21 protein-coding genes are annotated in these 25,087 nt (G+C 31.6%); 16 read left to right on the plus strand and 5 right to left on the minus strand.

Annotated features, from left to right (window positions below; translation table 11 throughout):
• Nucleotides 1–4 precede the first annotated feature (4 nt).
• From BLW23_RS18660 to BLW23_RS18680, 5 genes are all read left to right on the plus strand, one after another.
• The gene (locus BLW23_RS18660; RefSeq protein WP_255362832.1) at nucleotides 5–613 is read left to right on the plus strand and encodes an NUDIX domain-containing protein; all 609 of its coding nucleotides are present in this window, start codon (nucleotides 5–7) and stop codon (nucleotides 611–613) included.
• 129 nt (nucleotides 614–742) lie between these two features.
• Complete coding sequence (gene dnaK, locus BLW23_RS18665; RefSeq protein WP_093672715.1) at nucleotides 743–2,650, plus strand: molecular chaperone DnaK; 1,908 nt, start codon at nucleotides 743–745, stop codon at nucleotides 2,648–2,650.
• Nucleotides 2,651–2,911: 261 nt separating this feature from the next.
• Nucleotides 2,912–3,727, plus strand: a complete 816-nt coding sequence (locus BLW23_RS18670) for a YHYH protein (protein WP_255362833.1) — start codon at nucleotides 2,912–2,914, stop codon at nucleotides 3,725–3,727.
• Between the two features lie 16 nt (nucleotides 3,728–3,743).
• Nucleotides 3,744–4,319, plus strand: coding sequence for a toxin-antitoxin system YwqK family antitoxin (locus BLW23_RS18675; protein ID WP_255362834.1), 576 nt, complete (start codon nucleotides 3,744–3,746; stop codon nucleotides 4,317–4,319).
• Entirely contained in the window at nucleotides 4,300–4,956 is a 657-nt protein-coding gene (locus BLW23_RS18680; protein WP_317039336.1) for an SCO family protein, read from the plus strand. Before BLW23_RS18675 ends, BLW23_RS18680 begins: the two co-directional genes overlap by 20 nt.
• Nucleotides 4,957–5,053: 97 nt before the next feature.
• On the opposite strand, the gene BLW23_RS18685 is transcribed toward BLW23_RS18680, so the two are convergent.
• From BLW23_RS18685 to BLW23_RS23775, 4 genes are all read right to left on the minus strand, one after another.
• The gene (locus tag BLW23_RS18685) at nucleotides 5,054–6,349 is read right to left on the minus strand and encodes an amidohydrolase family protein (protein ID WP_093672721.1); all 1,296 of its coding nucleotides are present in this window, start codon (nucleotides 6,347–6,349) and stop codon (nucleotides 5,054–5,056) included.
• Between the two features lie 19 nt (nucleotides 6,350–6,368).
• Complete coding sequence (locus BLW23_RS18690; protein ID WP_093672723.1) at nucleotides 6,369–9,320, minus strand: amidohydrolase family protein; 2,952 nt, start codon at nucleotides 9,318–9,320, stop codon at nucleotides 6,369–6,371.
• A 76-nt stretch (nucleotides 9,321–9,396) separates the two neighbouring features.
• Nucleotides 9,397–9,921 carry a WD40/YVTN/BNR-like repeat-containing protein gene (locus BLW23_RS23770; protein WP_255362835.1) on the minus strand — a complete coding sequence of 175 codons (525 nt, stop codon included), beginning with the start codon at nucleotides 9,919–9,921 and terminating at the stop codon, nucleotides 9,397–9,399.
• Nucleotides 9,890–10,441 (minus strand): WD40/YVTN/BNR-like repeat-containing protein, encoded by a 552-nt coding sequence (locus BLW23_RS23775; RefSeq protein WP_255362836.1) that lies wholly within the window; start codon nucleotides 10,439–10,441, stop codon nucleotides 9,890–9,892. The genes BLW23_RS23770 and BLW23_RS23775 overlap by 32 nt, the downstream gene beginning before the upstream one ends.
• A 133-nt stretch (nucleotides 10,442–10,574) precedes the next feature.
• Here BLW23_RS23775 and BLW23_RS18700 point away from each other — a divergent pair, with 133 nt between their 5' ends.
• A complete protein-coding gene (locus BLW23_RS18700; protein ID WP_093672725.1) occupies nucleotides 10,575–11,498 on the plus strand; it encodes a patatin-like phospholipase family protein in 924 nt (307 codons plus the stop codon).
• A gap of 39 nt (nucleotides 11,499–11,537) precedes the next feature.
• Nucleotides 11,538–12,431, plus strand: a complete 894-nt coding sequence (locus BLW23_RS18705; RefSeq protein WP_093672727.1) for a DUF72 domain-containing protein — start codon at nucleotides 11,538–11,540, stop codon at nucleotides 12,429–12,431.
• Nucleotides 12,432–12,594: 163 nt separating this feature from the next.
• On the opposite strand, the gene BLW23_RS18710 is transcribed toward BLW23_RS18705, so the two are convergent.
• Nucleotides 12,595–14,016 carry a S41 family peptidase gene (locus BLW23_RS18710; RefSeq protein ID WP_093672729.1) on the minus strand — a complete coding sequence of 474 codons (1,422 nt, stop codon included), beginning with the start codon at nucleotides 14,014–14,016 and terminating at the stop codon, nucleotides 12,595–12,597.
• 146 nt (nucleotides 14,017–14,162) lie between these two features.
• Here BLW23_RS18710 and BLW23_RS18715 point away from each other — a divergent pair, with 146 nt between their 5' ends.
• From BLW23_RS18715 to BLW23_RS18755, 9 genes are all read left to right on the plus strand, one after another.
• Nucleotides 14,163–14,672: an RNA polymerase sigma factor gene (locus BLW23_RS18715; RefSeq protein ID WP_093672731.1), complete on the plus strand. Its 510-nt coding sequence runs from the start codon at nucleotides 14,163–14,165 to the stop codon at nucleotides 14,670–14,672.
• Complete coding sequence (locus BLW23_RS18720) at nucleotides 14,659–15,132, plus strand: hypothetical protein (RefSeq protein ID WP_093672733.1); 474 nt, start codon at nucleotides 14,659–14,661, stop codon at nucleotides 15,130–15,132. Before BLW23_RS18715 ends, BLW23_RS18720 begins: the two co-directional genes overlap by 14 nt.
• Nucleotides 15,133–15,180: 48 nt before the next feature.
• Nucleotides 15,181–15,681, plus strand: coding sequence for a DUF4252 domain-containing protein (locus BLW23_RS18725; protein WP_093672735.1), 501 nt, complete (start codon nucleotides 15,181–15,183; stop codon nucleotides 15,679–15,681).
• 63 nt (nucleotides 15,682–15,744) lie between these two features.
• Nucleotides 15,745–16,293 carry a DUF4252 domain-containing protein gene (locus BLW23_RS18730; protein ID WP_093672737.1) on the plus strand — a complete coding sequence of 183 codons (549 nt, stop codon included), beginning with the start codon at nucleotides 15,745–15,747 and terminating at the stop codon, nucleotides 16,291–16,293.
• Nucleotides 16,294–16,478: 185 nt separating this feature from the next.
• Nucleotides 16,479–17,699, plus strand: coding sequence for an IS4 family transposase (locus tag BLW23_RS18735; RefSeq protein ID WP_093667314.1), 1,221 nt, complete (start codon nucleotides 16,479–16,481; stop codon nucleotides 17,697–17,699).
• A 112-nt stretch (nucleotides 17,700–17,811) separates the two neighbouring features.
• Nucleotides 17,812–20,613 carry a helix-turn-helix and ligand-binding sensor domain-containing protein gene (locus tag BLW23_RS18740; protein WP_255362837.1) on the plus strand — a complete coding sequence of 934 codons (2,802 nt, stop codon included), beginning with the start codon at nucleotides 17,812–17,814 and terminating at the stop codon, nucleotides 20,611–20,613.
• 1,128 nt (nucleotides 20,614–21,741) lie between these two features.
• Nucleotides 21,742–22,701 carry a glycoside hydrolase family 17 protein gene (locus BLW23_RS18745; protein WP_093672741.1) on the plus strand — a complete coding sequence of 320 codons (960 nt, stop codon included), beginning with the start codon at nucleotides 21,742–21,744 and terminating at the stop codon, nucleotides 22,699–22,701.
• Nucleotides 22,702–22,758: 57 nt separating this feature from the next.
• Nucleotides 22,759–24,531 (plus strand): T9SS type A sorting domain-containing protein, encoded by a 1,773-nt coding sequence (locus BLW23_RS18750; RefSeq protein ID WP_093672743.1) that lies wholly within the window; start codon nucleotides 22,759–22,761, stop codon nucleotides 24,529–24,531.
• A 102-nt stretch (nucleotides 24,532–24,633) separates the two neighbouring features.
• Complete coding sequence (locus BLW23_RS18755) at nucleotides 24,634–25,062, plus strand: secondary thiamine-phosphate synthase enzyme YjbQ (protein WP_093672745.1); 429 nt, start codon at nucleotides 24,634–24,636, stop codon at nucleotides 25,060–25,062.
• Nucleotides 25,063–25,087: the final 25 nt, after the last annotated feature.

Below are 25,087 nucleotides of genomic sequence, written 5' to 3' on the forward strand. Positions count from 1 at the left end.
GCAAATGTATAAAGTTTTTGTTAATGATAAGCCAATAATCTTAACAACTTCATTAAATAACGATGAAGATTATCCCTTATATCTCTTTAAAAACATTGCTTTTGAAGAGGTTATTCATAAGTTAAAAACAGATGTCTTAGTGGGAGTTTATTTGTATTGTACGAACATAGAAGAAAGTTGGAAGGAAATAAGAGAAATTTATGAGCCTATAGTGGCTGGAGGCGGTTTGGTTTTAAATGAAAGTAAAGAGGTGCTTTTTATTTTTAGAGGCGAAAAATGGGATCTGCCAAAAGGTAGAATAGAAGAAGGAGAAGAAATTGAGGAAGCTGCGATTCGTGAAGTAGAAGAGGAGTGCGGTATTGAAGATGTTGTTTTAAAGAAATTCTTAATTAATACCTATCATTTATTCATTCAAGGAGGAAAAAAAAGACTAAAAGAAACGTATTGGTTTTTAATGCACTCAGGATATAAAGGAGAACTAAAGCCACAAACGGAAGAAGGGATAACCGATGTTTGTTTTAAAAATGAAAAAGAAATAGAAAAGGCGTTGCTAAACACCTATGCAAATATTAAATTGGTATATAATAATTACTTGAAAAACCAATTACAATGACATTGTGTCATCGAATTTGACATTGATTTTGTTAATTTCTGCCAAAAGAGAGTGTAAAAGCTAATGGCATACAGTTTGACTAATTCATATCGTAAAATTGAATTAAAAATTTAAACTGTAAATAAAATTATGAGTAAAATTATAGGTATAGATTTAGGTACTACTAATTCATGTGTGTCTGTAATGGAAGGAAATGAGCCAGTAGTAATTCCTAATTCAGAAGGAAAAAGAACTACCCCATCTGTTGTTGCTTTTGTTGAAGGAGGAGAGCGTAAAGTAGGTGATCCTGCAAAACGTCAAGCAGTAACAAACCCAACTAAAACAGTTTACTCTATTAAGCGTTTTATGGGGAATAAATATTCTGAATCTCAAAGAGAAGCAGGTAGAGTTCCTTATGAGGTGGTGAAAGGAGATAATGATACTCCACGTGTAAAAATAGACGATCGTTTATATACTCCGCAAGAAATATCTGCAATGATATTGCAAAAAATGAAAAAAACGGCTGAAGATTATTTAGGTCAGGATGTTACTGAAGCGGTTGTTACCGTTCCTGCTTATTTTAATGATGCTCAGCGACAAGCAACTAAAGAAGCTGGAGAGATTGCAGGATTAAAAGTTCGTCGTATCATTAACGAACCAACAGCAGCTGCTTTAGCTTATGGTTTAGATAAATCAAATGATGATAAGAAAATTGTAGTTTTCGATTTTGGAGGTGGTACACATGATGTTTCTATCTTGGAATTAGGAGATGGAGTTTTTGAGGTATTAGCTACCGATGGAGATACTCACTTAGGAGGAGATGATGTTGATGAGAAAATCATTAACTGGTTAGCTGAAGAGTTTAACTCGGAAGAAAACATGGATTTACGTAAAGATCCAATGGCTTTACAACGTTTAAAAGAAGCAGCAGAGAAGGCTAAGATTGAATTATCTAGTACTACATCTACTGAAATTAACTTACCATATATTACTGCTACTGCTTCAGGACCTAAGCACTTAGTTCGAACTTTAAGTAGAGCAAAGTTTGAGCAGTTAATCGATGATTTAGTAAAAAGAACAATTGAACCATGTAGAACAGCTTTAAAAAATGCAGATTTATCAACTTCTGAGATTGACGAAATTATTTTAGTTGGAGGTTCTACTCGTATTCCTGCAATTCAAGAGGCTGTTGAGAAATTCTTCGGTAAGTCTCCAAGTAAAGGAGTAAACCCAGATGAAGTAGTGTCATTAGGAGCTGCAATTCAAGGAGGAGTTTTAACAGGAGATGTTAAAGATGTATTGTTATTAGATGTTACACCTTTATCATTAGGTATTGAAACAATGGGGAATGTGTTTACAAAGTTAATCGATGCAAATACTACAATTCCTACTAAGAAATCTCAGGTATTCTCTACAGCAGTAGATAACCAACCATCTGTTGATATCCATGTATTACAAGGAGAAAGAGCAATGGCAGCTGATAACAAAACGATTGGACGTTTTCAATTAACTGATATTCCACCAGCACAAAGAGGGGTTCCTCAAATTGAAGTAACTTTTGATATTGATGCAAATGGAATTATAAATGTTTCTGCAGCCGATAAAGCAACTGGAAAGTCTCAAGATATTCGAATTGAAGCTTCTTCAGGATTAACAGAAGAAGAAATTCAAAAAATGAAAGCTGATGCTGAAGCAAATGCAGAAGCCGATGCTAAAGCCAAAGAAACTATTGATAAAGTGAATGGCGCGGATTCAATGATTTTTCAAACTGAAAAGCAATTAAAAGAATTTGGTGAAAAGTTGTCAGACGATAAAAAACAGCCAATTGAAACTGCTTTAGAAGAGTTAAAGAAAGCTCATGAGTCTAAAGACATAGCTCAAATTGATGCCGCAATGGAAAAAATCAATGAGGCTTGGAAAGTTGCTTCAGAAGAAATGTATGCTGGTCAGCAACAGGCTGGTGGAGCTGATGCAGGAGCACAACAAGCTCAAGGAGATCCTAACGCGCAATCTCAAGGAGATAACGTAGAAGATGTAGACTTCGAAGAAGTTAAGTAATAAATACTATGCTATGTCGTCACGTAATACGTTGACGATATTTGAATAATTTTGAAAATCCTGTGAAGCTTGCTTCACAGGATTTTTGTTATATCTAAAATAAGGAACCATAAAATTAAAGCTTAAACTAAGGTCTTTCATTATTACATGTATTTAAGAAATCATTTATTTAAATCATTAAGAAATTGAAATAATAGTAGTTAAATTAAACTTTTTCAGTTTTTTAAGGTCTAACTAATGTTAATTAGTAAAACAAAAAAAATGACAAAACAAGTAGTAAATGGATTGATGGTTTTTACGTTTTTAGTAGGAATTTGTTATGCATGTAGTTCCGATAATAACGATGTGGATGGAAATGACGGAAATGATGTAACTGGAATTTTACATGTTGCATACGAAGAATTCGGCGATAATGTTAGTGTTACATTAACTGGTAATACAGTGATTATTGAAACAAATGGTATGCCAAATCATACTTCACCTTATTGGTCTAACACAACTTCGCGAGAAATTGATGGAATCACTACACCGGCATCTGCGGTGAATCATCCGTTGTTTGTAGAGCCAACAGCTACTAGTTATACAAGAATGTCTCCAGGTAATATTGATGATTTTAATGGGTCTTATACTCTATCTGTTTCCTCGGAACCAGGTAAGGCGAATTCAACAACTTCAACAGGACTAGGTGCTATTGGAATAGCCGTTTCGGGCGCAGTCATTTATAATGATGAAGAAGGCCCAAATGTTCCTTTAGATAACGCCGTTTCATCTTTAGATTACTCGGGAGCACATACTGGACCACAAAGCTTTCACTATCATTTAGAGCCTAAGGCATGGAGTAATGATGATCATAAATTAATAGGCGTTATGGCTGATGGGTTTTTCTTGTATGGAAGAAGAGATAGTGAAAATGGAGAATATCCATCGGATTTAGATAGTTCTGGAGGTCATTTTGGACCAACGATTCATAATCCAGATGGTGAATATCATTATCACATTCAGAATGATTTATATTTAAATGAATATTATATTCTATTCCCTGGTGATTTTCAAGGTACGCCAAGTAGTATTCAATAATATGGTATAGAGGAATATGAGGAAAATAGAAATTTTTGCAGTATTTATATTCTTTTTGTCTTGCGATCAATCTGTGAAGGTTCAATTTAAAAATCGAGTTGTTTTAAATGATAAAATTGAATTGCGCAAAAATATTGGGCTCGTCTTTTACAATGATACTTTATTTACTGGTACAGCAATGAAGTATTATCCTAATGGAAATAAATCAGAAACAATAGATTATGTTAATGGGAAAAGAGAGGGCGATTATAAAAAATGGTTTTCTATGGGATTGTTAAGTTATCATTCAGTTTATAAAGATGGAAAACAGCATGGAACTACAAAATCATGGTGGGTAAATGGCAATATTCGTTCAATGTCTGAGCATACAAATGGGGTAGTAAATGGAGTTCAAAAACAATGGTATAAATCAGGTGAGAAGTTTAAAAGCCTTAATATAGTAAATGGAAAAGAACACGGACTTCAAAGATCTTGGAGAAAGAATGGAAAATTATATAATAATTATGAGGCTAAGAATGGACGTATTTTCGGATTGAAACGTGCCAATTTATGCTATCAACTAAAAGATGAGTATGTACAGTACAAAAATTAAAATAGTTGTTTTAATCTTTTCTCTATTTGTTTGTTGCAAGAAGAGTAATGAAAAATCGAGTAGAGTAGCCACCTTACCTTATTATAAAGAAGCAACATTTAGACCACATTGGTTGACTCCAGGTAGCGATGAGGAAAAGAGTTTTCATAAAATCCCTTCATTCTCTATGACAAATCAGGAAGGAGAATTCATTACGAATGAATCATTGTCGAGCAAAATTTATATAGTAGATTTTTTCTTTACATCTTGTCCTGGTATTTGCCCGAAAATGACTGATAACATGTCTTTAGTGCAGGGTTATTTTAAAGAAGATGAGGAAGTTATGATAGTGTCTTTTTCTGTTACTCCCGAAAAAGATAGTGTTCAGGTATTAAGAGATTATGCAAACAATAAGAATATAGATTCAAAAAAATGGTACTTACTTACTGGAATACGTAAAGAAATATATGATTTGGGGCGTAAGGCTTATTTTGTTGAAGAAGATTTAGGGAAAACGAAATCTGAAGAGGACTTTTTACATACTGAAAATTTTGTTTTAATAGACTCTAATAGACATATTCGAGGTATTTACAATGGGCTTAATCGAAACTCAGTAATGCAATTAATTGCGGATATTAAAACTCTGAAGGAAGAATGAAATGGGTGTAATTATATGTATATGATATATTAATTGTTAAAGAGTCGTTCATAAAATAATGAACGACTCTTCGTAATAAAGGGGGGGGACCAACAAATTAGTTGTTATATTTTTTTGAATATCGTTTCCAGAGTTTTGTTTGATGTGTCTCTAAACTCAATTTTCTTCCTTGAATAAAAGCAGAGATTAAAACATTCCCTCTCATATCTAAAGCATCACCGTTTGAAATAAACAGTGTGGCATCTTTTCCTACCTCTAATGTACCAGTGAAATTATCAATACCTAAAATTTTGGCATTATTCAAAGTAATTAACTGTACAGCTTTTTCAGTTCCTAAACCATGAGCGGCATATGTTCCTGCGTAAAAAGGAAGGTTTCTCGTATTCATTCTTTCCATCTCTCCATTCATTCCTAATCCAACTAAAATTCCAGCATCTGAAAGAATTTTGGCTGAACGATAAGGGCGATCATAATCTTCATCTTCGCTAGAAGGTAAGCGATGAGCTCTTTCTAACACTACAGGAATATTATGTAATTTTAATAAATTAGCTACGTTTTCAGCTTCGTGACCACCAACAATTACTACTTTTTTTATACCTAAGCTTTCAAATAGATTTATAGCATCTGTAATTCTATTTTGACCATTAACATGAATAAAAACCTTCTTTGTTCCATTAAACACATCTTTAAGAGCTTCATAAGGTAAATTGATGTTTTTAGTTGATTCTGTTAAGTAGTTTTTTCCATTGGTAAAGAATTCGCTTATTTTTTTACAGTTTTTTGCGTATTCTTTATTTGGTTTTAATCCAGGATCTTCTCCTCGCCACCATCTACCTCTGCTAAAATTATTTGGCCAATTAACATGAATGGCGTCATCTACTTTTACGATAGCATCTTCCCAATTCCAAGCGTCTAGCCGTACTACAGATGAAGTCCCCGAAATAGTTCCTCCTCTAGGTGTAACTTGGGCTATTAAAACCCCATTGGGTCTCATTGATTCTACAATTCTACTTTCCGTATTGTACGCAATAATACTTCGAATGTGAGGAAGCATACTACCAACTTCATCATAATCTCTTGTAGCTCTTACTGCATCAATTTCTGCCAATCCTAGTGTAGTATTTGCAGCTATAAAACCTGGATAAATATGTTTTCCGTTCGCATTAATTACGGTTCCAATTCTTGCAATTCTTGAATTAGCACTTCCTACGAACGAAATTTTTCCATTTGAAAACATTATCAATGAGTTTTCAATGATGGTTCCGTTTCCAATGTGCGCGGTTGCTCCCTCAATTGAATAATCAATAGTTTGCTTTGGAGCGGGTGTTTGTTGCCCTACTATATTTCCAATGAATAAGAAGTATAGTAGACTATATAAAATTATATTTTTCATTTGCTTTGTCAATAAATTCTTATTCTGTATCACAATGAAACAGTTTTTTTACTTTCTTAACAGGGCTTTGGGTTGGAGCACCTTTTATTTTCTCTTTTAACATCATGTTAATTAACTTAGCTCGTTCTTGTTGAATAGACTTACGTTTTTCAATGTCCTTTTCAAGATCAAAATAAATAGTTCCATCAATAATTGTTTTTTCTGCTTTGGAATATACCGATAAAGGGTTATTACTCCATAAAACAACATCGGCATCTTTCCCAACTTTAATACTTCCTGTTCTATCATCTAAGTGAAGCAGTTTTGCTGGATTTATCGTAACCATGCTCCAAGCTTCTTGTTCAGTTAAACCACCGTATTTCATGGTTTTTGCAGCTTCTTGATTTAATCTTCTTGACATTTCAGCGTCATCTGAGTTGATAGCAACAATAATTCCTTGACGATGCATCATTGCGGCGTTGTAAGGAATGGCATCATTAACTTCGTATTTGTAGGCCCACCAATCAGAAAAAGTTGAACCACCAACACCGTGTTCTTTCATTTTATCAGCAACTTTATATCCTTCTAAAATATGAGTAAATGTATTGATGTTAAAGTCGAATTGCTCGGCTACCTTCATTAACATATTGATTTCAGATTGTACATAAGAATGGCAAGATATAAAGCGTTCTTTGTTTAATATCTCAGCTAGTGTTTCTAGTTCAATATCTTTTCTATACGGTTTTCCGCTTTTTTTAAGAGCGTCATATTCTTTAGCTCTTTGGAAGTAATCAATGTAAACTTGCTCAACACCCATTCTTGTTTGAGGGAAACGAATTGTATTGTTATCTCCCCAGTTCGATTGTTTTACATTTTCACCCAGAGCAAACTTGATAAACTTTGGAGTATTGTTATAAATTAAATTATCGGCATTTTCTCCCCATTTTAATTTAATAATGGCAGAACGTCCTCCGATTGGATTTGCAGATCCATGTAATATTTGAATAGAGGTAACACCACCTGCAATATTTCTATAAATATTGATATCATCAGGAGCAACAACATCTTCTATGGTTACTTCCGCAGACGAGTTATGCCCAGCTTCATTAATTGCTGAAGCAGCAATATGAGAATGCTCATCAATAATTCCAGCTGTTAAATACTTGCCAGTTCCATCAATAACTTTCGCTTTTCTTGAAGAAAGCTTTTTTCCAATTTTTGAAATTTTTCCTTCAGAAATTAATAGATCAGTATTTTTTAAAACTTTACTATTTTCAGAGGTCCATATCGTTGTATTTTTAATCAGAATAGTTTCTTGGTTCGGAATACTATAATTTCCAAAACCAACATTAGGGTAACTTATAGAAACTACTTCAGGAATTTTGGCTTCCTCTGATGATTTATCTTTCTTATCTTTTTTCTTGCTTTCTTTCTTAATGGCAGACCAAGTAAGAGAATTCCCAATGTTATCTATACCAGTTCCATTTAAATTGTTGGATGTTGGTAAAGTTTTACCTGAAATTCTTGAAAAGTTATTCTTATCGTTGACGGTTAGTTGAATCCAACCATTTTTAAAAGAAAACTTACTACTAACTTTGTTCTTTCCTTTTTTTAAGGAAGCAGTTTGCTTTTCTCCTTTACCAGTAATAGACATCAGATATTCATTTCCAGAAATTTTTAAGGTGTAATCACCTGTAATATCTTTAACATCAATTGGATTTACAATATGTTTTGCTCCTTGTACCCAGTTCTCATATAGTGTTGTACTTTTATCGAAAATATCACCAGAAGAAATTATAAAGTTGGCATAACTTCCTTTATTCAAGTTTCCAATAAAAGTGTTATTCAATATTTTTGCAGGTATCGTTGTCAAAGCTTCTAATGCCGTCGTTTTATCTAAACCATGATCAATAGTCTTTCTTAGATTAGAACTAAAATCTTTTAATGATTTTAATTTATGAGTTGTTAAGGCAAAAGGTATTCCTCTTTTTTGAAAAGCACTAGGGTTAGAAGGTTCTTGGTTCCATTTACGCATATCACTTAGTGCGATCTTTTTAGCAAGTTCAATATTACTAACATCATAGGCTTTCCTAAAGTTTATAGGAAGAATGAAAGTGGCATTGGTATTCTTAATATCCTGAATTCTTTCGTATTCATTACCTCCACCAAGAATGGTGTATTGAATTCCAAATTCATCTCCAATTTTATCTGCTCTAAGATTATTTAAATAATCACCAGCTTTAAAAATTTGAGGCAGCCCTTTATTATTATTTAAGGCTTCGAGAGCTAGATCTGTATTTTTCGATGTTCCTTTTTCATACCATTCAGCATCTAAATAAGCTTGCCTCAATAATGCCATGGCACCCATTCTTGAGGTAGGATATGCTTGCTTAGATTTATTGCTTTTTGAAAAAGATAAATAGTTTCCTGATTTCTTGTTAAGTATTCGGTACGCATTATTACTCTTTGTATTTAAAGTAACTAGAATGCCATTACCTTGCATTATGCCGTCGTCAACGTGAGTGTTTACCGTTCCGAATCCTAATTTAACGAGTTCTTGAGCTTTTTTATTGTCAAAAGAAAATTGTTCGAAAGCGTCTATATCGGGACGAATATGATCGTTCCAGTAATACCCTTTTCTACCAGCATCATATTGTGGTCTTTCTCTAAAGTTAAAAGAGCTTTTTATTTTTTTAATACCAAAATCAGAATAAACATCGATAAATGAAGGATAAATTGATTTACCGTTTAAATCAATTATATGTGCCTCTTTTGGAATGGAAATAGATTTACCAACATTTACAACTTTTCCATCTTTTATAAGTAAAGTTCCTTTTTTTAGAACTTTTTGAGCGGTGATGAAAATTTTTGCGTTTTTAAAGGCAATTAGCTTGTTTTGCGATGTTTTTACTCCTGTATTAATTGGGAAATACTCTTGCGCCCTAACTTGAATTAAGCTAGAGAAGAGTAGCAGGATAAAAAGTTTTTTCATTATGTTTGAGTTGAATTTAGATACTAAAATTAGGATATCTTAATTTTATTAAACTATTTTTAACAAAACCTTAAGATTAATTTAAGATTAGCTTCCCAAGTTTTTCTGGTCCACCCAACCACGCAGAAGACTCGTTGATGAATTGTATTGTATAGAATGAATCGGAGCTAATTGTAGTCCAATTTTTACCGCTATTTTTTGAATAGGATATACCTGTTTTACCCACAGCTACTATTTCTTTCCCGCTAGAATTAGGAATATATTTTACACAACTCTTATATCCTGGTTCTTCATTATCAGCAATCAAAGTCCATGTTTTTCCTCCATCGTTAGTAATTGCCTTATTAGCGCAATTGTCATTTGGATTAGAATAGTCTCCACCGAAAATTATGCCATTATTTTCGTCATAAAAATCAACAGAGTAGATACCTTGAGGGCCATTTCCTTGAATAATAGGGGTGTTATGGATCTTCCAAGTTTTCCCCATATCAAGAGATTTTAAAACACGGGCTTTTTTACCTCCGGAAACAATCCAAATAGTTTTTCCTAAAGTTTTAATATTGGTGTTACTAGCGGCAAAAAAAAGCTTCTCCTTCCTCAAAGTCTGGAAGTTGAGTGCATGATAATTTACACCAGGTGTTTCCATAGTCGGAAGAAATAATGATGGAAGGACAGTTATCGGTTGGATCTCCAATAGCGATGGCACGTTTTCCGTCTTCAAGGAAATACATAGAATCGTAAAACACTTTGCTATGTTCTTCTTTATATACTAATTGAGTAGACCCATTGAAAGTTTTATACAATAAGGCCGGATTGGCTACTGATAAGGTAAAAATGGTGTCATTATTCACAGCAATACTTCTAAAATTAGGAGTAAGGCTGTCTTTATATTTTATTGAAGTTTTCGACCATGATTTTCCATTATTAAAAGTATGACCGATGTTTCCTTGAGAGTCTGCATAATACAATGTATCACTACTAACACTATGGATAGCTCTTATACTACAGTTGTCCATTTTAAATTGGGTAATGCTTATAGATTCAAAACTTTTTGAAGATTTATCTCTTTTACAAGAAACTATAGAGAATACAATTAAAAAAAGAGTTAGTATGCGTGTCATTTTTTGATATTTTTACACGACTAAAATAGATAAAAATCATTCAAATTGTTTTATCCAGAAGTTTAGGAGTAACTTTAAAAACAATTTTTCGATGATTTGATTTTATTACAAAGCCCCTTAAATCAAAAATTAAATGAAAAAAGCATTGGTTATTTCTGGAGGAGGCAGCAAAGGTGCATTTGCCGGAGGCGTTGCTGAATTCCTGATAAAAGAAAAGAAAAAGGAGTATGATTTACTTTTAGGAACATCGACAGGAAGTTTAATGGTTTCACATTTAGCTCTTAAAAAAGTTGATGAATTAAAAGAACTATATACTAACGTTAATCAAAATGCCATTTTTAGTAATAGCCCTTTCAAAGTAAAAACAGTTCATGGCGCAAAAGTAGTTTCTATAAGACACAGAAATACTTTATGGAATTTTGTAAATGGAAGAAAGACTTTTGGAGAAAGTAAAAATCTAAGGAGGTTAATAAAGAAAAATGTTACCAAAGAAATGTTCGAAGAGATTCGAGCAAAAAACAAAGAGGTAGTAGTAACAATTTCGAATTTAACAGCGAATAAAATTGAGTATAAATCTATTTCAGATTGTACTTATGAAGATTATTGCGATTGGATTTGGGGATCTTGTAATTATGTTCCTTTCATGAGTTTACTAGAAAAAAACAGTTGCCAGTATGCCGATGGAGGCTTTGGATGCTTAGTGCCTATACGGGAAGCGATTTTAAGAGGAGCCAAAGAAATTGATGCGATTATATTGGAAACTGAAGTTACACAAATAAATAGATTACCTGCCAAAAACCCTTTTTCGTTGATGCTTGATGTGTTCGGTTTTATGCTAGAACATGTTGAAAAGCACAATGTGACAATTGGTAAATTATCAGCAAAACATAACGATGTTAAGTTAAATTTGTATTACACTCCGACAGTATTGACAACGAATTCATTGATTTTTGAGAAGAAATTAATGTCGAAATGGTGGGTGCAAGGTTTTAATCATGCGAAACAAAAGAATGAGGAAACCATGAACGATTTTAGAACCGAATTAATAGATGATTAATCATTAGTGATTTTATAACCTATAATAGCTGCATAAAAGATGAAATTTGGAAAAGTAGAACAACCAGAGTTAGTTGATTTTTCATTACCTAAAACTCGTGATAATACGGTTAAGGTGTTGAAAGAATCTGGAGGCAACAAAACAAATGTTTATGTAGGGTGCGCAAAGTGGAATAAAGCGGATTTAAAAGGTTTTTATCCGAGAGGTACCAAAGATGAACTTGAGTATTATTCGAAGCAATTCAATTCTATTGAGTTGAATGCTACTTTTTATAGACAGTTTCCGGGAGAACAATTTGCTAAATGGAAGAATAAAACTCCAAAAGAGTTTAAGTTTTTTCCAAAGTTGACACAAGAAATTAGTCATTGGAAACGATTAGAAGGAGTTCAGGAAGTTGTTAACTATTATTTAGATTGTGCATTACAATTAGAGGAAAAGTTAGGAACTATTTTTTTGCAACTACATTCTAATTTTGGACCTAAAAATTTTGATCGAATTGAAAACTTTGTAAAAAGTTGGCCAAGTGAAATTCCTTTGGCAATAGAAGTCAGGCATCCTGATTGGTTTTCTGACGAAGTAATTTTTAATGATTATGTAAGTCTTTTAACTGAAAACAAAGTAACGAATGTAATTGTAGATACTGCAGGTAGAAGAGATATGGTTCATATGAGTTTAACATCGAATGAAGCTTTTGTTCGATATGTTGGTGCAAATCATCCATCTGATTATTCAAGGTTAGATGACTGGGTGAATCGTCTTGCAGAGTGGAAAGAGCTTGGATTAGAAAATATCCACTTTTTTATTCATCAAAACTTAGAAGTTGAATCGCCATTACTAGCGAGTCATTTTATAAAAGGTTTAAACGGGGAACTGAATACTTCTTTAAAAATACCTAATGAAAGTCTAGAAAACAATCAAATGACGTTGTTATAGTTATTAGATGGTTTGATTTGAGTTAATTTTCCTCGAATAGTGTGTTAATTCGTATGGTCGATTTCTATAAGTTTTAAAGAGAAAAATTTAATCAGGTTTATTCTTAGTTTTAAAGTTAATAAGAATAAACCTGATCATTAATGAATTAATGTTTTACTAAACATTAATTTCTATGCAGTCTTACATACATATTATTGTATGTAGGCGAGTTCGATTTTGAATTATCAATTGCCTCAAGTTTATAGGGTAAATCTGAATTTCTTGAACTTCCTCTACTTCCTGTAGTAATTAATTGAATTGTTCTTTCAAGAAGAGGTTCATCTACCTCTCCTAAAATACCTAGATTTCCATAGTCTTCTTCTAATTCAACAAAAGGAGCAATACCATCTTTTTGATTTTGATTGTTTTTGTTTACAATTTCCAAAACAATGGGTTGCATTGCCCAATTGTGGTTTGGGTTAATGTTGTTTTTAGAATAAAACGTTGGTGAATCATATAAAGTTATAGAGCCTACATATTTTCCATGAGTTGTAGTTCCTACAGTTTTAACATCAATATATGGAATTAAACTATTAATAATAAGTTCAGAAGCAGAAGCTGAACTTTTTGTGGTGATAAAGTAAACTTTAGTTAAGTTAAGACTATTAATAGTTTCGTTATTTTCAATTACACTTGGAAACCTATCAATTAAAGACTCAGGATTTGCAATACTCATGTATTTCTCATTCCATAGCTGCTTAGCAAAAACTTCATTTGTAAATTGTCCCGTAATCATACTACCTAACCTCGTTGACGTTCTCACTGATCCACCACCATTATAGCGAAGGTCGATAATTAGTTCAGTGGCTCCTTCTGACTTAAATTGAGCAAACGCTTGATTTAATTGAGCATCAAAATTAGAAGTAAATCCGTTGTACATTAAATATCCAATTTTTTGACCATCAATATCTAATGTTTTTGAGATATGCACTGGGTTTTCAGTATAACTGTTTTTTGTAAGGGTAATTGTTGTTGCCGTTGGAGTAGGATTACCCGTACTATAATCGGCTATGGTAATAGTGAAAGACGAATTGTCTGAAAACAAAAGACTCCTATAATTACTTTCAGTTAATTGAGTACCGTTAACTTCATTAAATATCATTCCACGAGTAACGCCTTTATCAGCGGCATCTGTTCCAGGAACAATATATCGAACATACCCAAAAATATTATCCGCTTGACTTCTGTATCTTATAAGTCCGAATTCCATTCCGGTTGTTTGAGTAGTACCTTGAAAAGATTGCTCTAAAGCTACATAATCATCAACAATCCAAGACCATTTGTCTATGGTACCTTTTTGATATAAAAGACTCTCAAATAAAGTATTTGGATCACTAAATCCAGATAAATAACTGTATAATTGTTGCTCAGAGGTAAAACGCCTATCTGACAAATCAGAATTGTTTCCTTGCCATAAATAATATGCATTTAATCCTTTCCAAACAAAATCATTAATTTCAATTTCGGCTGGAGCTTCATCCTTGCTGCTGCAGGACAGTAAACTAGAGAAAACAATAAAAAATAAAAGTAATTTATAAAATTTCATTCTGCTAAATATTAGTACTAATACAACGCAATTTAATGAATAATATTATTTTTTTTTGAAATCGTGTAACAAAGTTTATACAGTGTCGTCGTAATTATGTAAACGCACAAAAAAAACAGTGATGTTTACCAAATAATCAACCAACAATGAAACAATCAGACTTTTTAAAAGCTGTTTTACCCTTTAAAGATAAGGTCTTTCGTTTAGCAAAAAGACTTTTAGTTTCTACAGAAGAAGCTGAAGATGCTACCCAAGAACTTTATTTGAAATTGTGGAGAAACAAGGAGAAGTTATCCGATTATAAAAATGTGGAAGCTTTTGCGATGACGATGACAAAAAATTATTGTTTCGATAGATTAAAGTCTAAGCAAGCAAGTAACCTAACGCTAGTTCATAGTAACTATAAAGAAAAAGGAACGGCGTTGGAGAAAAAAGTAGAGAATAATGATTCAGTAAACCAAGTGCATAGGCTAATTGAAAAATTACCTGAGCAACAGAAAATAATTATTCAACTTAGAGATATTGAACAATACGAATTTGATGAAATATGCAAAATGGTGGATATGAAGCCAACTGCAGTAAGAGTGGCACTTTCTAGAGCCAGAAAAACAATAAGACAAGAACTAATAAAAAAACACAACTATGGAGTTAGCTAACATAGAAAAATTATTAGAAAAATATTTAAACGCAGAAACTACTTTAAGTGAGGAGAAAATATTAGAAGCATATTTTATTTCAGGAGAAGTGGCTCCTCATCTAGAGGAATATAGTTTTATGTTTAATTACTTTAAACAAAGCAAAAATGAAAAGTTTACTAAAACCATTCAGTTAAAACCTGAGAAAACAAGTAGAATGAACTGGAAATGGTTGTCAGTAGCTGCATCAGTAGTTTTGTTATTTAGCACCTACATTGGGTATGGCAAGTATCAAGAGCAAGAGCAAAGAAGGCAATTTGAGCAAATTAAAGAAGCACTTCATATGGTTTCTACCAATTTAAACAAAGGAAACGAAGCATTATATGCTGTTTCAAATAACATTAACAAAGGTAAAGAAGCAATTGGGCACTTGAATACTTATGAAAAGGCTGTTAACAAAGTAATTGAAACTGTAAACTAAAAATAAATAAAGTAAAATAAAACCAAGTAGATTAAAATTAAGAAAGTCATGAAAAAAATATTATTTATACTAGCATTCATTTTTACAACTAACGTTGTTTTTGGACAATCAACTTTTGATAAGTTAGAAGATTTAGATGAAGTGTCATCTGTAGTAGTAACAAAGGATATGTTTGTTCTTTTGGAAAAATTTCCAGATGCTAAATCTGAAGATATGGAGGTTTTTAATATCATTAAAGGATTAAATGAACTTAAGATCTTTTCTTCTGAAAACTCAGCTGTAGTTTCTAAAATGGAAGCTATGGTTAATGGTAGCATTAAAAGTTCAAATTTAACGCAATTAATGAGGGTTAAAGACAAAGATTCTCGTGTTAAAATTTATGTGAAGGCTACGAAGAATAAGGATTTAGTTAGTGAAGTATTAATGTATGTTAAGAAAAAAGAAAATAAAGGTAAATATGAGTCCGTGATCATTTCTTTAACAGGCGATATTGATGTGAATAAACTGGCTAAAATTGCAAATAAATTTTCTGATAAAAATAAAAAGTAATAGAAAATAATAACGGAGTTGAGTAAATCTCAACTCCATATTTTAAAAACAAAAAATAAAAGAATGAAAAAACTATATATACTATCATTAATATGTTTAACCGCTTTTATAGTCTCTTGTAGTAAAAAAGAGTCTTTACAAAATTACCTTGTAGAAAGTCAAGATAAAAGTAGTTTCGTAACACTTGATGTACCTGCAAGCGTTGTTGAATTGGCAGAAGATAATTTAAGTGAAGAAGACAAAGTAATTTACAAAAGTGTAAAGAAGGTTAATATTACGGCTCTTCCAGCTAAGAATGCTGATGAAGGAACCTATGAAGAAGAAAAGGCCAAACTAAAGAAAATATTAAGTGATCCTTCTTACAAGAAGTTAATGAGTTTTAAGAAAGACGGAAATAATATAAGAATTTATTATACTGGAGAATCGGATGCGATTAATGAAATTATAGCATTTGGATATGGTAAAGAACTAGGTGTAGGAGTAGCAAGAATTTTAGGAGAAAAAATGAATCCTTCAAAAATAATTTCGGTTTTGAAAAACGCTGATTTAAATTTAGATAGCAATGGGATGAATTTAAATAAGATTAAAACAATTCTTAACGAGAAAAAATAAATTATTTGAAATTTAGTATTTATAAAAAGGGGCGTCGATATATCAGTCATGGTCGGAAGATTTTTCTTCCGACTTTTTTTGTTTCTAAGAAATAAAAAAAAAATATTTAACCTGCTGTTTTTCAGTTGTTTAACTTGTTTTTGAGTATTGTTTTTTGTATCTTATATACTGATAATTAAGCTATTATGTCAGTATTTAAAGATCATAAAATATCCGTAAAAGAATTATTAGGTATTATTCCAGAAGCTCTTTTATCTAAATTATCATCCACAACTAATGTGGATTATTACACCAAAGTGCTTCATGGTAAAAAAATGTTTTATTTGTTGCTTTATGGTATTGTAGAAAACGAAAAATTAAGTCAACGTACCTTAGAAGATACTTTTAATGATTCTCTGTTTAAAACTCTTTTCAATTTAGATAAATCAGAATCCATCAGAAGAAGTTCTATCTCAGAAAGGTTATCTAAAATTGATTCCGATTATTTCGCTCAAATATATCAATGCATTTATAGCCAGTTTCACGATGCTTATCCAATGACTTCTAATAACGAAAAACATCAATTAGTTCATGTGGATAGCTCGATGGTTAGTGAAGCTGCTAGTAAATTATTAGAAGGAATTGATCATAAAAATGGTAAGAAATCTGTTAAATATACTATTACCTTTGATGGTTTATTGCCTTGTGAGTTTAAAGTGTTTACAGAACCTAAGTATTCCAGTGAAGATATGGCTTTGCCTGAAGTTATAATGGATCATGTAAAACAACACAAAAATCATAAAAATATTTACGTCATTGATAGAGGTCTTCAATCTACCAGAACCATGAAAGATTTTAGTGGTAATGATATTTATTTTATTGCTAGAGCAAAAGAAAATAGAAAATATGTAGAATTGGAATCTTTACTCGATAAAAATCAAAACTCTGACCTAGGAGAGTTAAGCCTTATAAAAGATAGTAAAGTATATCTGTATACTGGTAAAGCTATAAATAATAAGAGAGGAAATATTCACTATAAACAAGAGTTAGTAAAGACTCCTTTACGTTTGATTGTTGCAAAAACAAAAACTGAAGATCACAAAGAATTTTGTTTTATTTCTAATCAATTTGATCTCTCTGCTAAGGAAATTACGCAAGCCTATAGAAAGAGATGGGATATTGAGGTCTTTTTTCGCTTTATAAAGCAAGAACTAAATGTAAGTCACTTAGTATCTTTGAATAAAAACGGAATCAAAGTAGTTCTATATATGACTTTAATTGTAGCAATGTTAATAGCAATCTATAAAAAAGCTAACAATATTGGGTATAAAACGGCTAAAAGAAGGTTTAAAATGGAACTCAGAAATTTAGCCATTGCTATGATTGTGGTAATTTGTGATGGAAATTTAGATCATTTTGAAACTTAAAAATAAATGGTCGGAATTTCTTCCGACCATGACTGATCGATAGATGCCCCTTTTTACGTTTACAATTAAAAAAAAATATTTGTATTATTGTATTAGAGAAATTCTAAACAACTTGAAATTAATTAAATATCTATCTTTTTTTCTTTTATTTTTTTTCTGTAACAGTAAAATCTATGGACAAGAGTTTCCTCTTATCAATATTTATTACCCAGAAGATTATAAAGCCGAATCGCAGAATTGGGCCATTAGTCAGTCAAAAAATGGAACCATTTATGTAGCAAATAACTTGGGGCTACTCGAATATAATGGGGCTAGTTGGCAATTATATTATACTCCTAACGGAACTATTATGAGGTCTGTTAAGGTTGTTAATGATAAAATTTTTACTGGATTTTATATGGATTTTGGTTATTGGCTACGAGATGATTTTGGGGAGCTGAAATATACTTCTATTGTAAAGAAAAGTAAAATTTCGATTTTAGAAGATGAGCAGTTTTGGAATATTTTAGAGTTCGAAGAATGGATCTTGTTTCAATCATTGGAGAGAATATATCTGTATAATACAAAAAATAAAACCTGTAAAACAATTTCTTCTGATGTTAAGATAACAAAACTGATAGAAGTAAATGGTGAAATATATTTCCAGAAGTTCGGAAATGGCTTATATAAGCTTGAAAAAGGAAAGGCTATGCTTGTTTCTAATCATCAAATTTTCAAAAATCAGGTAATCGTAGATATGTACTTCGATAGAGGTGAAATTTTGGTTTTGACCGATAAAAAAGGTTTCGTAACGTTTAAAAATGGCGAGATTAATGAATGGAACAGTACTTATGAAATTTTAAAAGATAAATCGATCTACAGCAGTACGAAACTAGCAAACGGAAATTATGCTTTGGGAAGTATCTCTGATGGTATCTTGTTTTTTAACGAAAGAGGAGAGTTTATGTATAATATTTCTCAGAAAAATGGTTTGAGTAACAATACTGTACTTTCCGTGTTTGAGGATATAAATAATAATGTTTGGCTGGGATTAGATAATGGTGTTAATAGTATTAATACAGAAGTTCCAATTAAGAAGTTTACCGAAAAAGAAGGTAAAATAGGTACGGTATATACTTCAATTGTTTATGAAGGTAATTTATATCTTGGAACAAATCAAGGACTATTTTCTAAGAGATACCCATCGAATGATGAGTTTAAGTTGGTGTCGGGTACTCAAGGTCAAGTATGGAGTTTATTGGAAGTAGATAGTGAGTTGTTCTGTGGTCATGACATGGGAACTTTCATTATTGAAAACGGAAAAATTAAAAAGCAATTAAATATACTTGGGGCTTGGTCTTTTAAAAGATTAAATGATACGACCATTTTACAAGGAAACTATACAGGCTTGTATGTTTTGAAAAAACAAAACCAAGGTTGGCAGGTTAAAAATAAAATAGAAGGATTCGATAATTCGAGTAGATCTTTTGAAGTTTTTGGAAGAAATCAAATATTCGTTAACCATGAATACAAAGGAGTTTTTAAGTTATTGGTTGACGATAATTTTGAAAAAGTACTTAAAATAGAAAAAGATACCTTAATAAGTAAAGGAGTACACTCAAATCTTGTAAAGTACAATGGAAGAATTTTGTATTCTTTTAAAAAAGGGATATATGAATATACAGGAAACAGTACTTTTATTAAAGACAGTACTTTGAGTAAATTATTTAATGATAAAAATTATACTTCTGGAAAATTAGTTTTCGATGAAAAGAATAATTTACTATGGAGCTTTTCTAAGAATTATATCTCTTATGTAAAACCAAACGATTTAAATGATATAAGTAAGATCAAAAGAATTCCAGTAGCAGAATCTTTGAGGAAAGGAGCTATAGGTTACGAAAATATATTGTCTCTTAATAAAAATCAATTTTTAACAGGTGTTAATAATGGGTATTTGATGCTGGATTTGGAAAACGATAAAGAAAAAGAAAGATCTTATGAAATATCTATTGATTTTGCAAAAAAATATAAACAGGACTTACCTAAAGATATGTTGTTACTGAATGTTGAAGGCGAGTTTTCGAGTTCTGAGAATAACCTAGATTTTTATTATAGCATACCTTGTTTCATAAAAAATATTCAGCCTCAGTATCAATATAAACTAGAAGGATATTCAAAATCATGGAGTAGTTGGGAGCATCAAAGTAAAATACTGTTTGAAAATCTTCCTTTTGGAGAATATGTATTCAGAGTTAGGGGAAGAGTAGGGAATAAACAAACTACAAATGAAGCTACATATTCATTCACTATAAATAAGCCTTGGTATGCTACTAATTTGATGTTAGTGGTTTACTTTTTATTGATTTTAGCATTTTCTTATTTCATGGATAGAATGTATCGAGGTTATTATAGGAGACAGCGAAAAAGACTTTTAGAGAAGAAGGAAAGAGAGTTCGAATTAAAATCATTGGAAAATGAAAAAATGCTAATGAAAGTTAAAAATGAGCAGTTAAGAATTGATGTGGAAAGTAAAAGTAGAGAATTAGCTACCTCTACGATGAGTATTATTAAAAAGAATGAACTACTTGGTTTAATTAAGAATGAATTGGTGTCTGGAAACGATAAAAGTATAAAAGATGTTATCAAAATTATTGATAAAAACTTGAATAATACCGATGATTGGCAAATGTTTAAAGAGGCATTTAATAATGCTGACAAAGATTTTATTAAAAAAATAAAAGGACTTCATCCTACATTAACACCAAACGATTTAAGACTTTGCGCGTACTTACGACTTAATTTATCCTCAAAGGAAATAGCTCCGTTACTAAATATTTCACCACGAAGTGTTGAAGTTAAACGATATAGACTTCGTAAAAAGATGAATTTAGATCATGATATGAATTTAACGGATTATATATTGAGTGTTTAAAATACAACATCCCTTCAATACACCTATACATTACTACAACATTTGACATGAAGATTAACTTTTGTTTAGTTTTCTACCCCTTTGACCCGTTGTTTCTAATACAGATTCGTTTTTTCTTAAAATGTATGAGTTTTGTAGGGGAGTGTTTTGATGAATAAAAAAGAAACAGTTCTTACATTTATCAATCTTAAATAGAACGTTTTGTGCAGGCAAAAACTTGAAAATTTATCAGCACGATTTTTATTTAGTTAATTGTTAATGGAGTTTTCATTTTAGGGAACTGTATTAATAATAGTTTTAAGATAGAATGTAACTGTGGGGGATACATTTTAAAAGTCTATTAAAGTAAAACATTAAGGCAATTATTTTTTACAATATTTAATAGATTAACAACAAAGAGGTGGTTTAGCGTATTTGTTTGAATTATTAAGAAAACCGCTTCTTTGTTTTTTAATTAGTCAGAGACATCTGGATTAACTTAGTCCAGTTTAAATAAACTAACGATATATTCCTTTTTAACAGGAATAAAAATAGAAGGGGAGATAATAGGAAACAAAGCGTATTAAAGCATTATTTAATTTAAGTAAAGCGGTTTCCTTATTTTGAAAGTAATTAAGAAATGAGGGGTTAATATAGCTTTGTTTCCCTATTACGTTAGAGGTTAAATTCACTAGTTAACCTATTCACTGAATACAGAATACAAATCAACAATATAACGGTAAAACTACAAGAGATTATAAAGATATTGATAATCTTGAGGAGGAAGAAAATAATTTTGGATTGTTCAAATTATATGAATGTCTTGATTATGTTTTATAGTACAAAGACATTTTAATTGGGAGCTAGGGAATAAGTTCAAACAACACTCCAAGTGATTTTAGATAAACAATATTTTGGGGTAAAGTGCTTTCAATTAATTTATAAAAGAAATCCTTTATATAGATAAAGAATCATAAAGCTTCAGCGCTACATCGTGATTTTAATTTTCATTATTTGTAAATATAGTGAACCCCATTAAAAATAAGTTTAAAACTTAAAATTAAAGTTTTGGATAGAGTGTTTTCAAATAAAACAAAAACTGTCACAACAATTTTACAGTAGAAAAACGAATAAGTAGGCCAAAAAAGAATGTCATACAATAAAAACAAGCAACTATCATTAACCGATTCTAATTTAGATGCTTTATCCGTAAAAGAATTAAGAGAAACTGCCAGAAAGGTTTTAGAAAGGGGAATATATGGATTGTGTTTTAGTGCGTATGAGAAAGGGCAGAAGCCAGGTGATGTTTTGTCTGAGGAACAAATTCGAAGAAGAATGAAACTCATAGCTCCGTATACTAAATGGATTCGATCTTTTTCGTGTTTAGAAGGCAATGAAATCATTCCAAAAATAGCCAAAGAATATGGAATCGATACTATGGTAGGTATTTGGATAGGGAGTGATAAAACTAAAAATGAAAAAGAAATAAAAGCTATGGTAAAATTGGCTTCCCAGGGGTATGTGAATATTGCTGCGGTTGGAAATGAAGTAATGTATCGAGGAGATTTGAGTGAACTGTCTCTTATAGACTATATAATAGAGGTTAAAGGACAAATAGAGAATATTCCAGTTGGATATGTTGATGCCTATTATGAATTTTCGGATAGGCCAGCCATTACTGAGGTTTGTGATGTTATTCTTTCTAATTGTTATCCATTTTGGGAGGGATGTCATCAAAGTTATTCCCTGTTATACATGAAAGATATGTATCGAAAGGCTCAAGAAGCTGGGGAAGGCAAAAAAGTGATTATTTCTGAAACTGGATGGCCTGTTCAGGGTAGTGATTTAAACGGAGCAGAACCTTCTTATGAAAATGCCTTAAAATATTTCATTAATACTCAAAACTGGGCATATGAAGAGAATGTTGAACTGTTCTATTTTTCTTCATTTGATGAAGCTTGGAAAGAGAGTACTGAAGGAGATGTTGGAGGTTTTTGGGGGCTTTGGGACGAACAAGAAAACTTAAAATTTGAAAGTAAGAATATAAATATAATTAAGAAAAGAATTAACCATCAAACTAACTGTAAAAAAACTATAAGTGAAAATTAAATAAAGAATGTATGTCAAAGAGAATATAAACATTTTATAAACTTTAAAACGTAAGAGATGAAAAAAATTACTCTTGTAACTATGCTTTTAGCTAGTTTTTTTACTTACTCACAGTCACTTCCAATTGACTTCGAAACAGCTACTTCTTGGGTAGATTTTGATGGAGGAGCTGTAACAATCATTACAAATCCATACAATAATGGAGATAACAATTCTGCAAATGTAGGGAAAATGGTAAAAAGTGCGGGACAAGTATGGGGAGGTAGCTCACTGGTATTAAGTTTAGCAATAGATTTCGAGAATAACAATACTTTTAAAATGAAAGTGTATTCACCAAGAGTAGGTGCCAAGGTATTATTAAAAGTAGAGAACTCAGCTACTACTTCAATTAACTTTGAAAAAGAAGTTTCAACGACGGTAGCAGATGCTTGGGAAACTCTAACCTTTAATTATTCTGCTATTAATACCAGTAATAGTTATGATAAAATAGTACTAATTTTTGATAATGGTACTCAGGGAGATGGGTCGGCAAACTTTACATTTTATATCGATGATATTGCTCTGTCAAACGAAGTAGAGGAAGCAGAAATCGCTTTGCCAATTGATTTTGAAACTGAGACAGCGTGGGGAGATTTTGATGGGGGAGCCGTTACAACCATTGCAAATCCATACAATAATGGAGATAACAATTCTGCAAATGTTGGAAAAATGGTAAAAAGTGCTGGACAAGTATGGGGAGGTAGCTCACTTGTATTAAGTTCAGCAATAGATTTCGAGAATAATAATACTTTTAAAATGAAAGTGTATTCGCCAAGAGTAGGTGCTAAGGTATTATTAAAAGTAGAGAATTCAGGTACTCCTTCAATTAATTTTGAAAAAGAAGTTTCAACAACAGTAGCAGACGCTTGGGAAACACTAACCTTTGATTATTCAGCTATTAATGCCAGTAATAGTTATGATAAAATAGCATTGATTTTTGATAATGGGACTCAGGGAGATGGGTCGGCGAATTATACTTTTTATATTGACGATATTAAATTAATTGATGAAGATTCAGGAGGTGAACCTACAGAACCTATGGCAGCAGCGCCAACTCCTACTCATGATGCTGAAGATGTTATTTCCTTGTTTAGTGATGCATATACAGATATAACGGTAGATACTTTCCGTACAGATTGGTCGTCGGGAACTTTAGACGATGTTGAAATAGCCGGCAATGCTACTAAAAAGTATTCTAGTTTAAATTTTGTAGGAATTGAAACTGTAAATAACCAGGTCGATGCTTCTTCAATGACTCATATTCATATCGATGTTTGGTCTCCAGATTTTACGTCGTTTGGTATAAAATTGGTCGATTTTGGACCAAATGCTGCTTATCAAGGTGGTGATGATGTGGAGCATCAGTTAAATTTTGATGAACCTAATAAAGGAGAGTGGGTAAGCTATAATATTGCGCTATCGGAATTTACAGGTTTAACTAACAGAGCTAATTTAGCTCAATATGTTTTAGTGGGACAGCCTACAGGAAGCGCAACGGTATATGTTGATAACATATATTTTTATAATGACGGTTCTTTAAGTACACAGAGAGAGAATTTATCTGATGTAAGCGCATTCCCAAATCCAGTGAGTTCAGGTTTAAATTTGAGCTCAAAAGATATAGTTCAAAACATAACAATTTACAATCTTCTTGGAAAGTCTATTGACTATAGAGTTGTAAATGACAAGAACGTAAATATTGATGTTTCCTTTCTTTCTCCTGGGGTTTATATAATTAAATACAAAACCGAACAAGGGGTTGGTTCACTAAAATTTATAAGAGAAAAATAGTACCTTTATTTAATTAACATATTAAAATTAGCAGCCGCATTGAGTAAATTAATGCGGCTGTTTTTATTGAGTTAATAGTAGGAAATACTATATTTTTGTTAAATGAAATTTTATCAAAAAGAAATTACTTTACCAGAATTTAATCGAGGTTATCATTTAATAACTAAAATATTAGTAGAACATGTTTTTCATGAGTTACGAACAATTAAGGTAGGTCAATTTCAAGTATTTTTAAAGCATACTTCTGCAAGTTTAACAATTAATGAAAATGCTGATCCGACCGTTCGGATAGATTTCGAAACTCATATAAATAAGATGATTCCTGAAAACATGCCTTATTATAAGCATGATTATGAAGGTGCGGATGATATGCCGGCTCATATTAAATCATCCATGCTAGGTTGCCATGTTTCTATTCCAATTAGTAATGGGAAGTTAAATTTAGGTATTTGGCAAGGAGTATATTTAGGTGAGCATAGAAATTATGGAGGAAAAAGAAAAATAGTACTTACAATAATCGGAGAACAGTAATTGTTAGAATAATCTCTTATATCAG

Origin of the sequence: Tenacibaculum sp. MAR_2009_124, assembly GCF_900105455.1 — a bacterium.
In the GTDB taxonomy this organism is placed as follows: domain Bacteria; phylum Bacteroidota; class Bacteroidia; order Flavobacteriales; family Flavobacteriaceae; genus Polaribacter.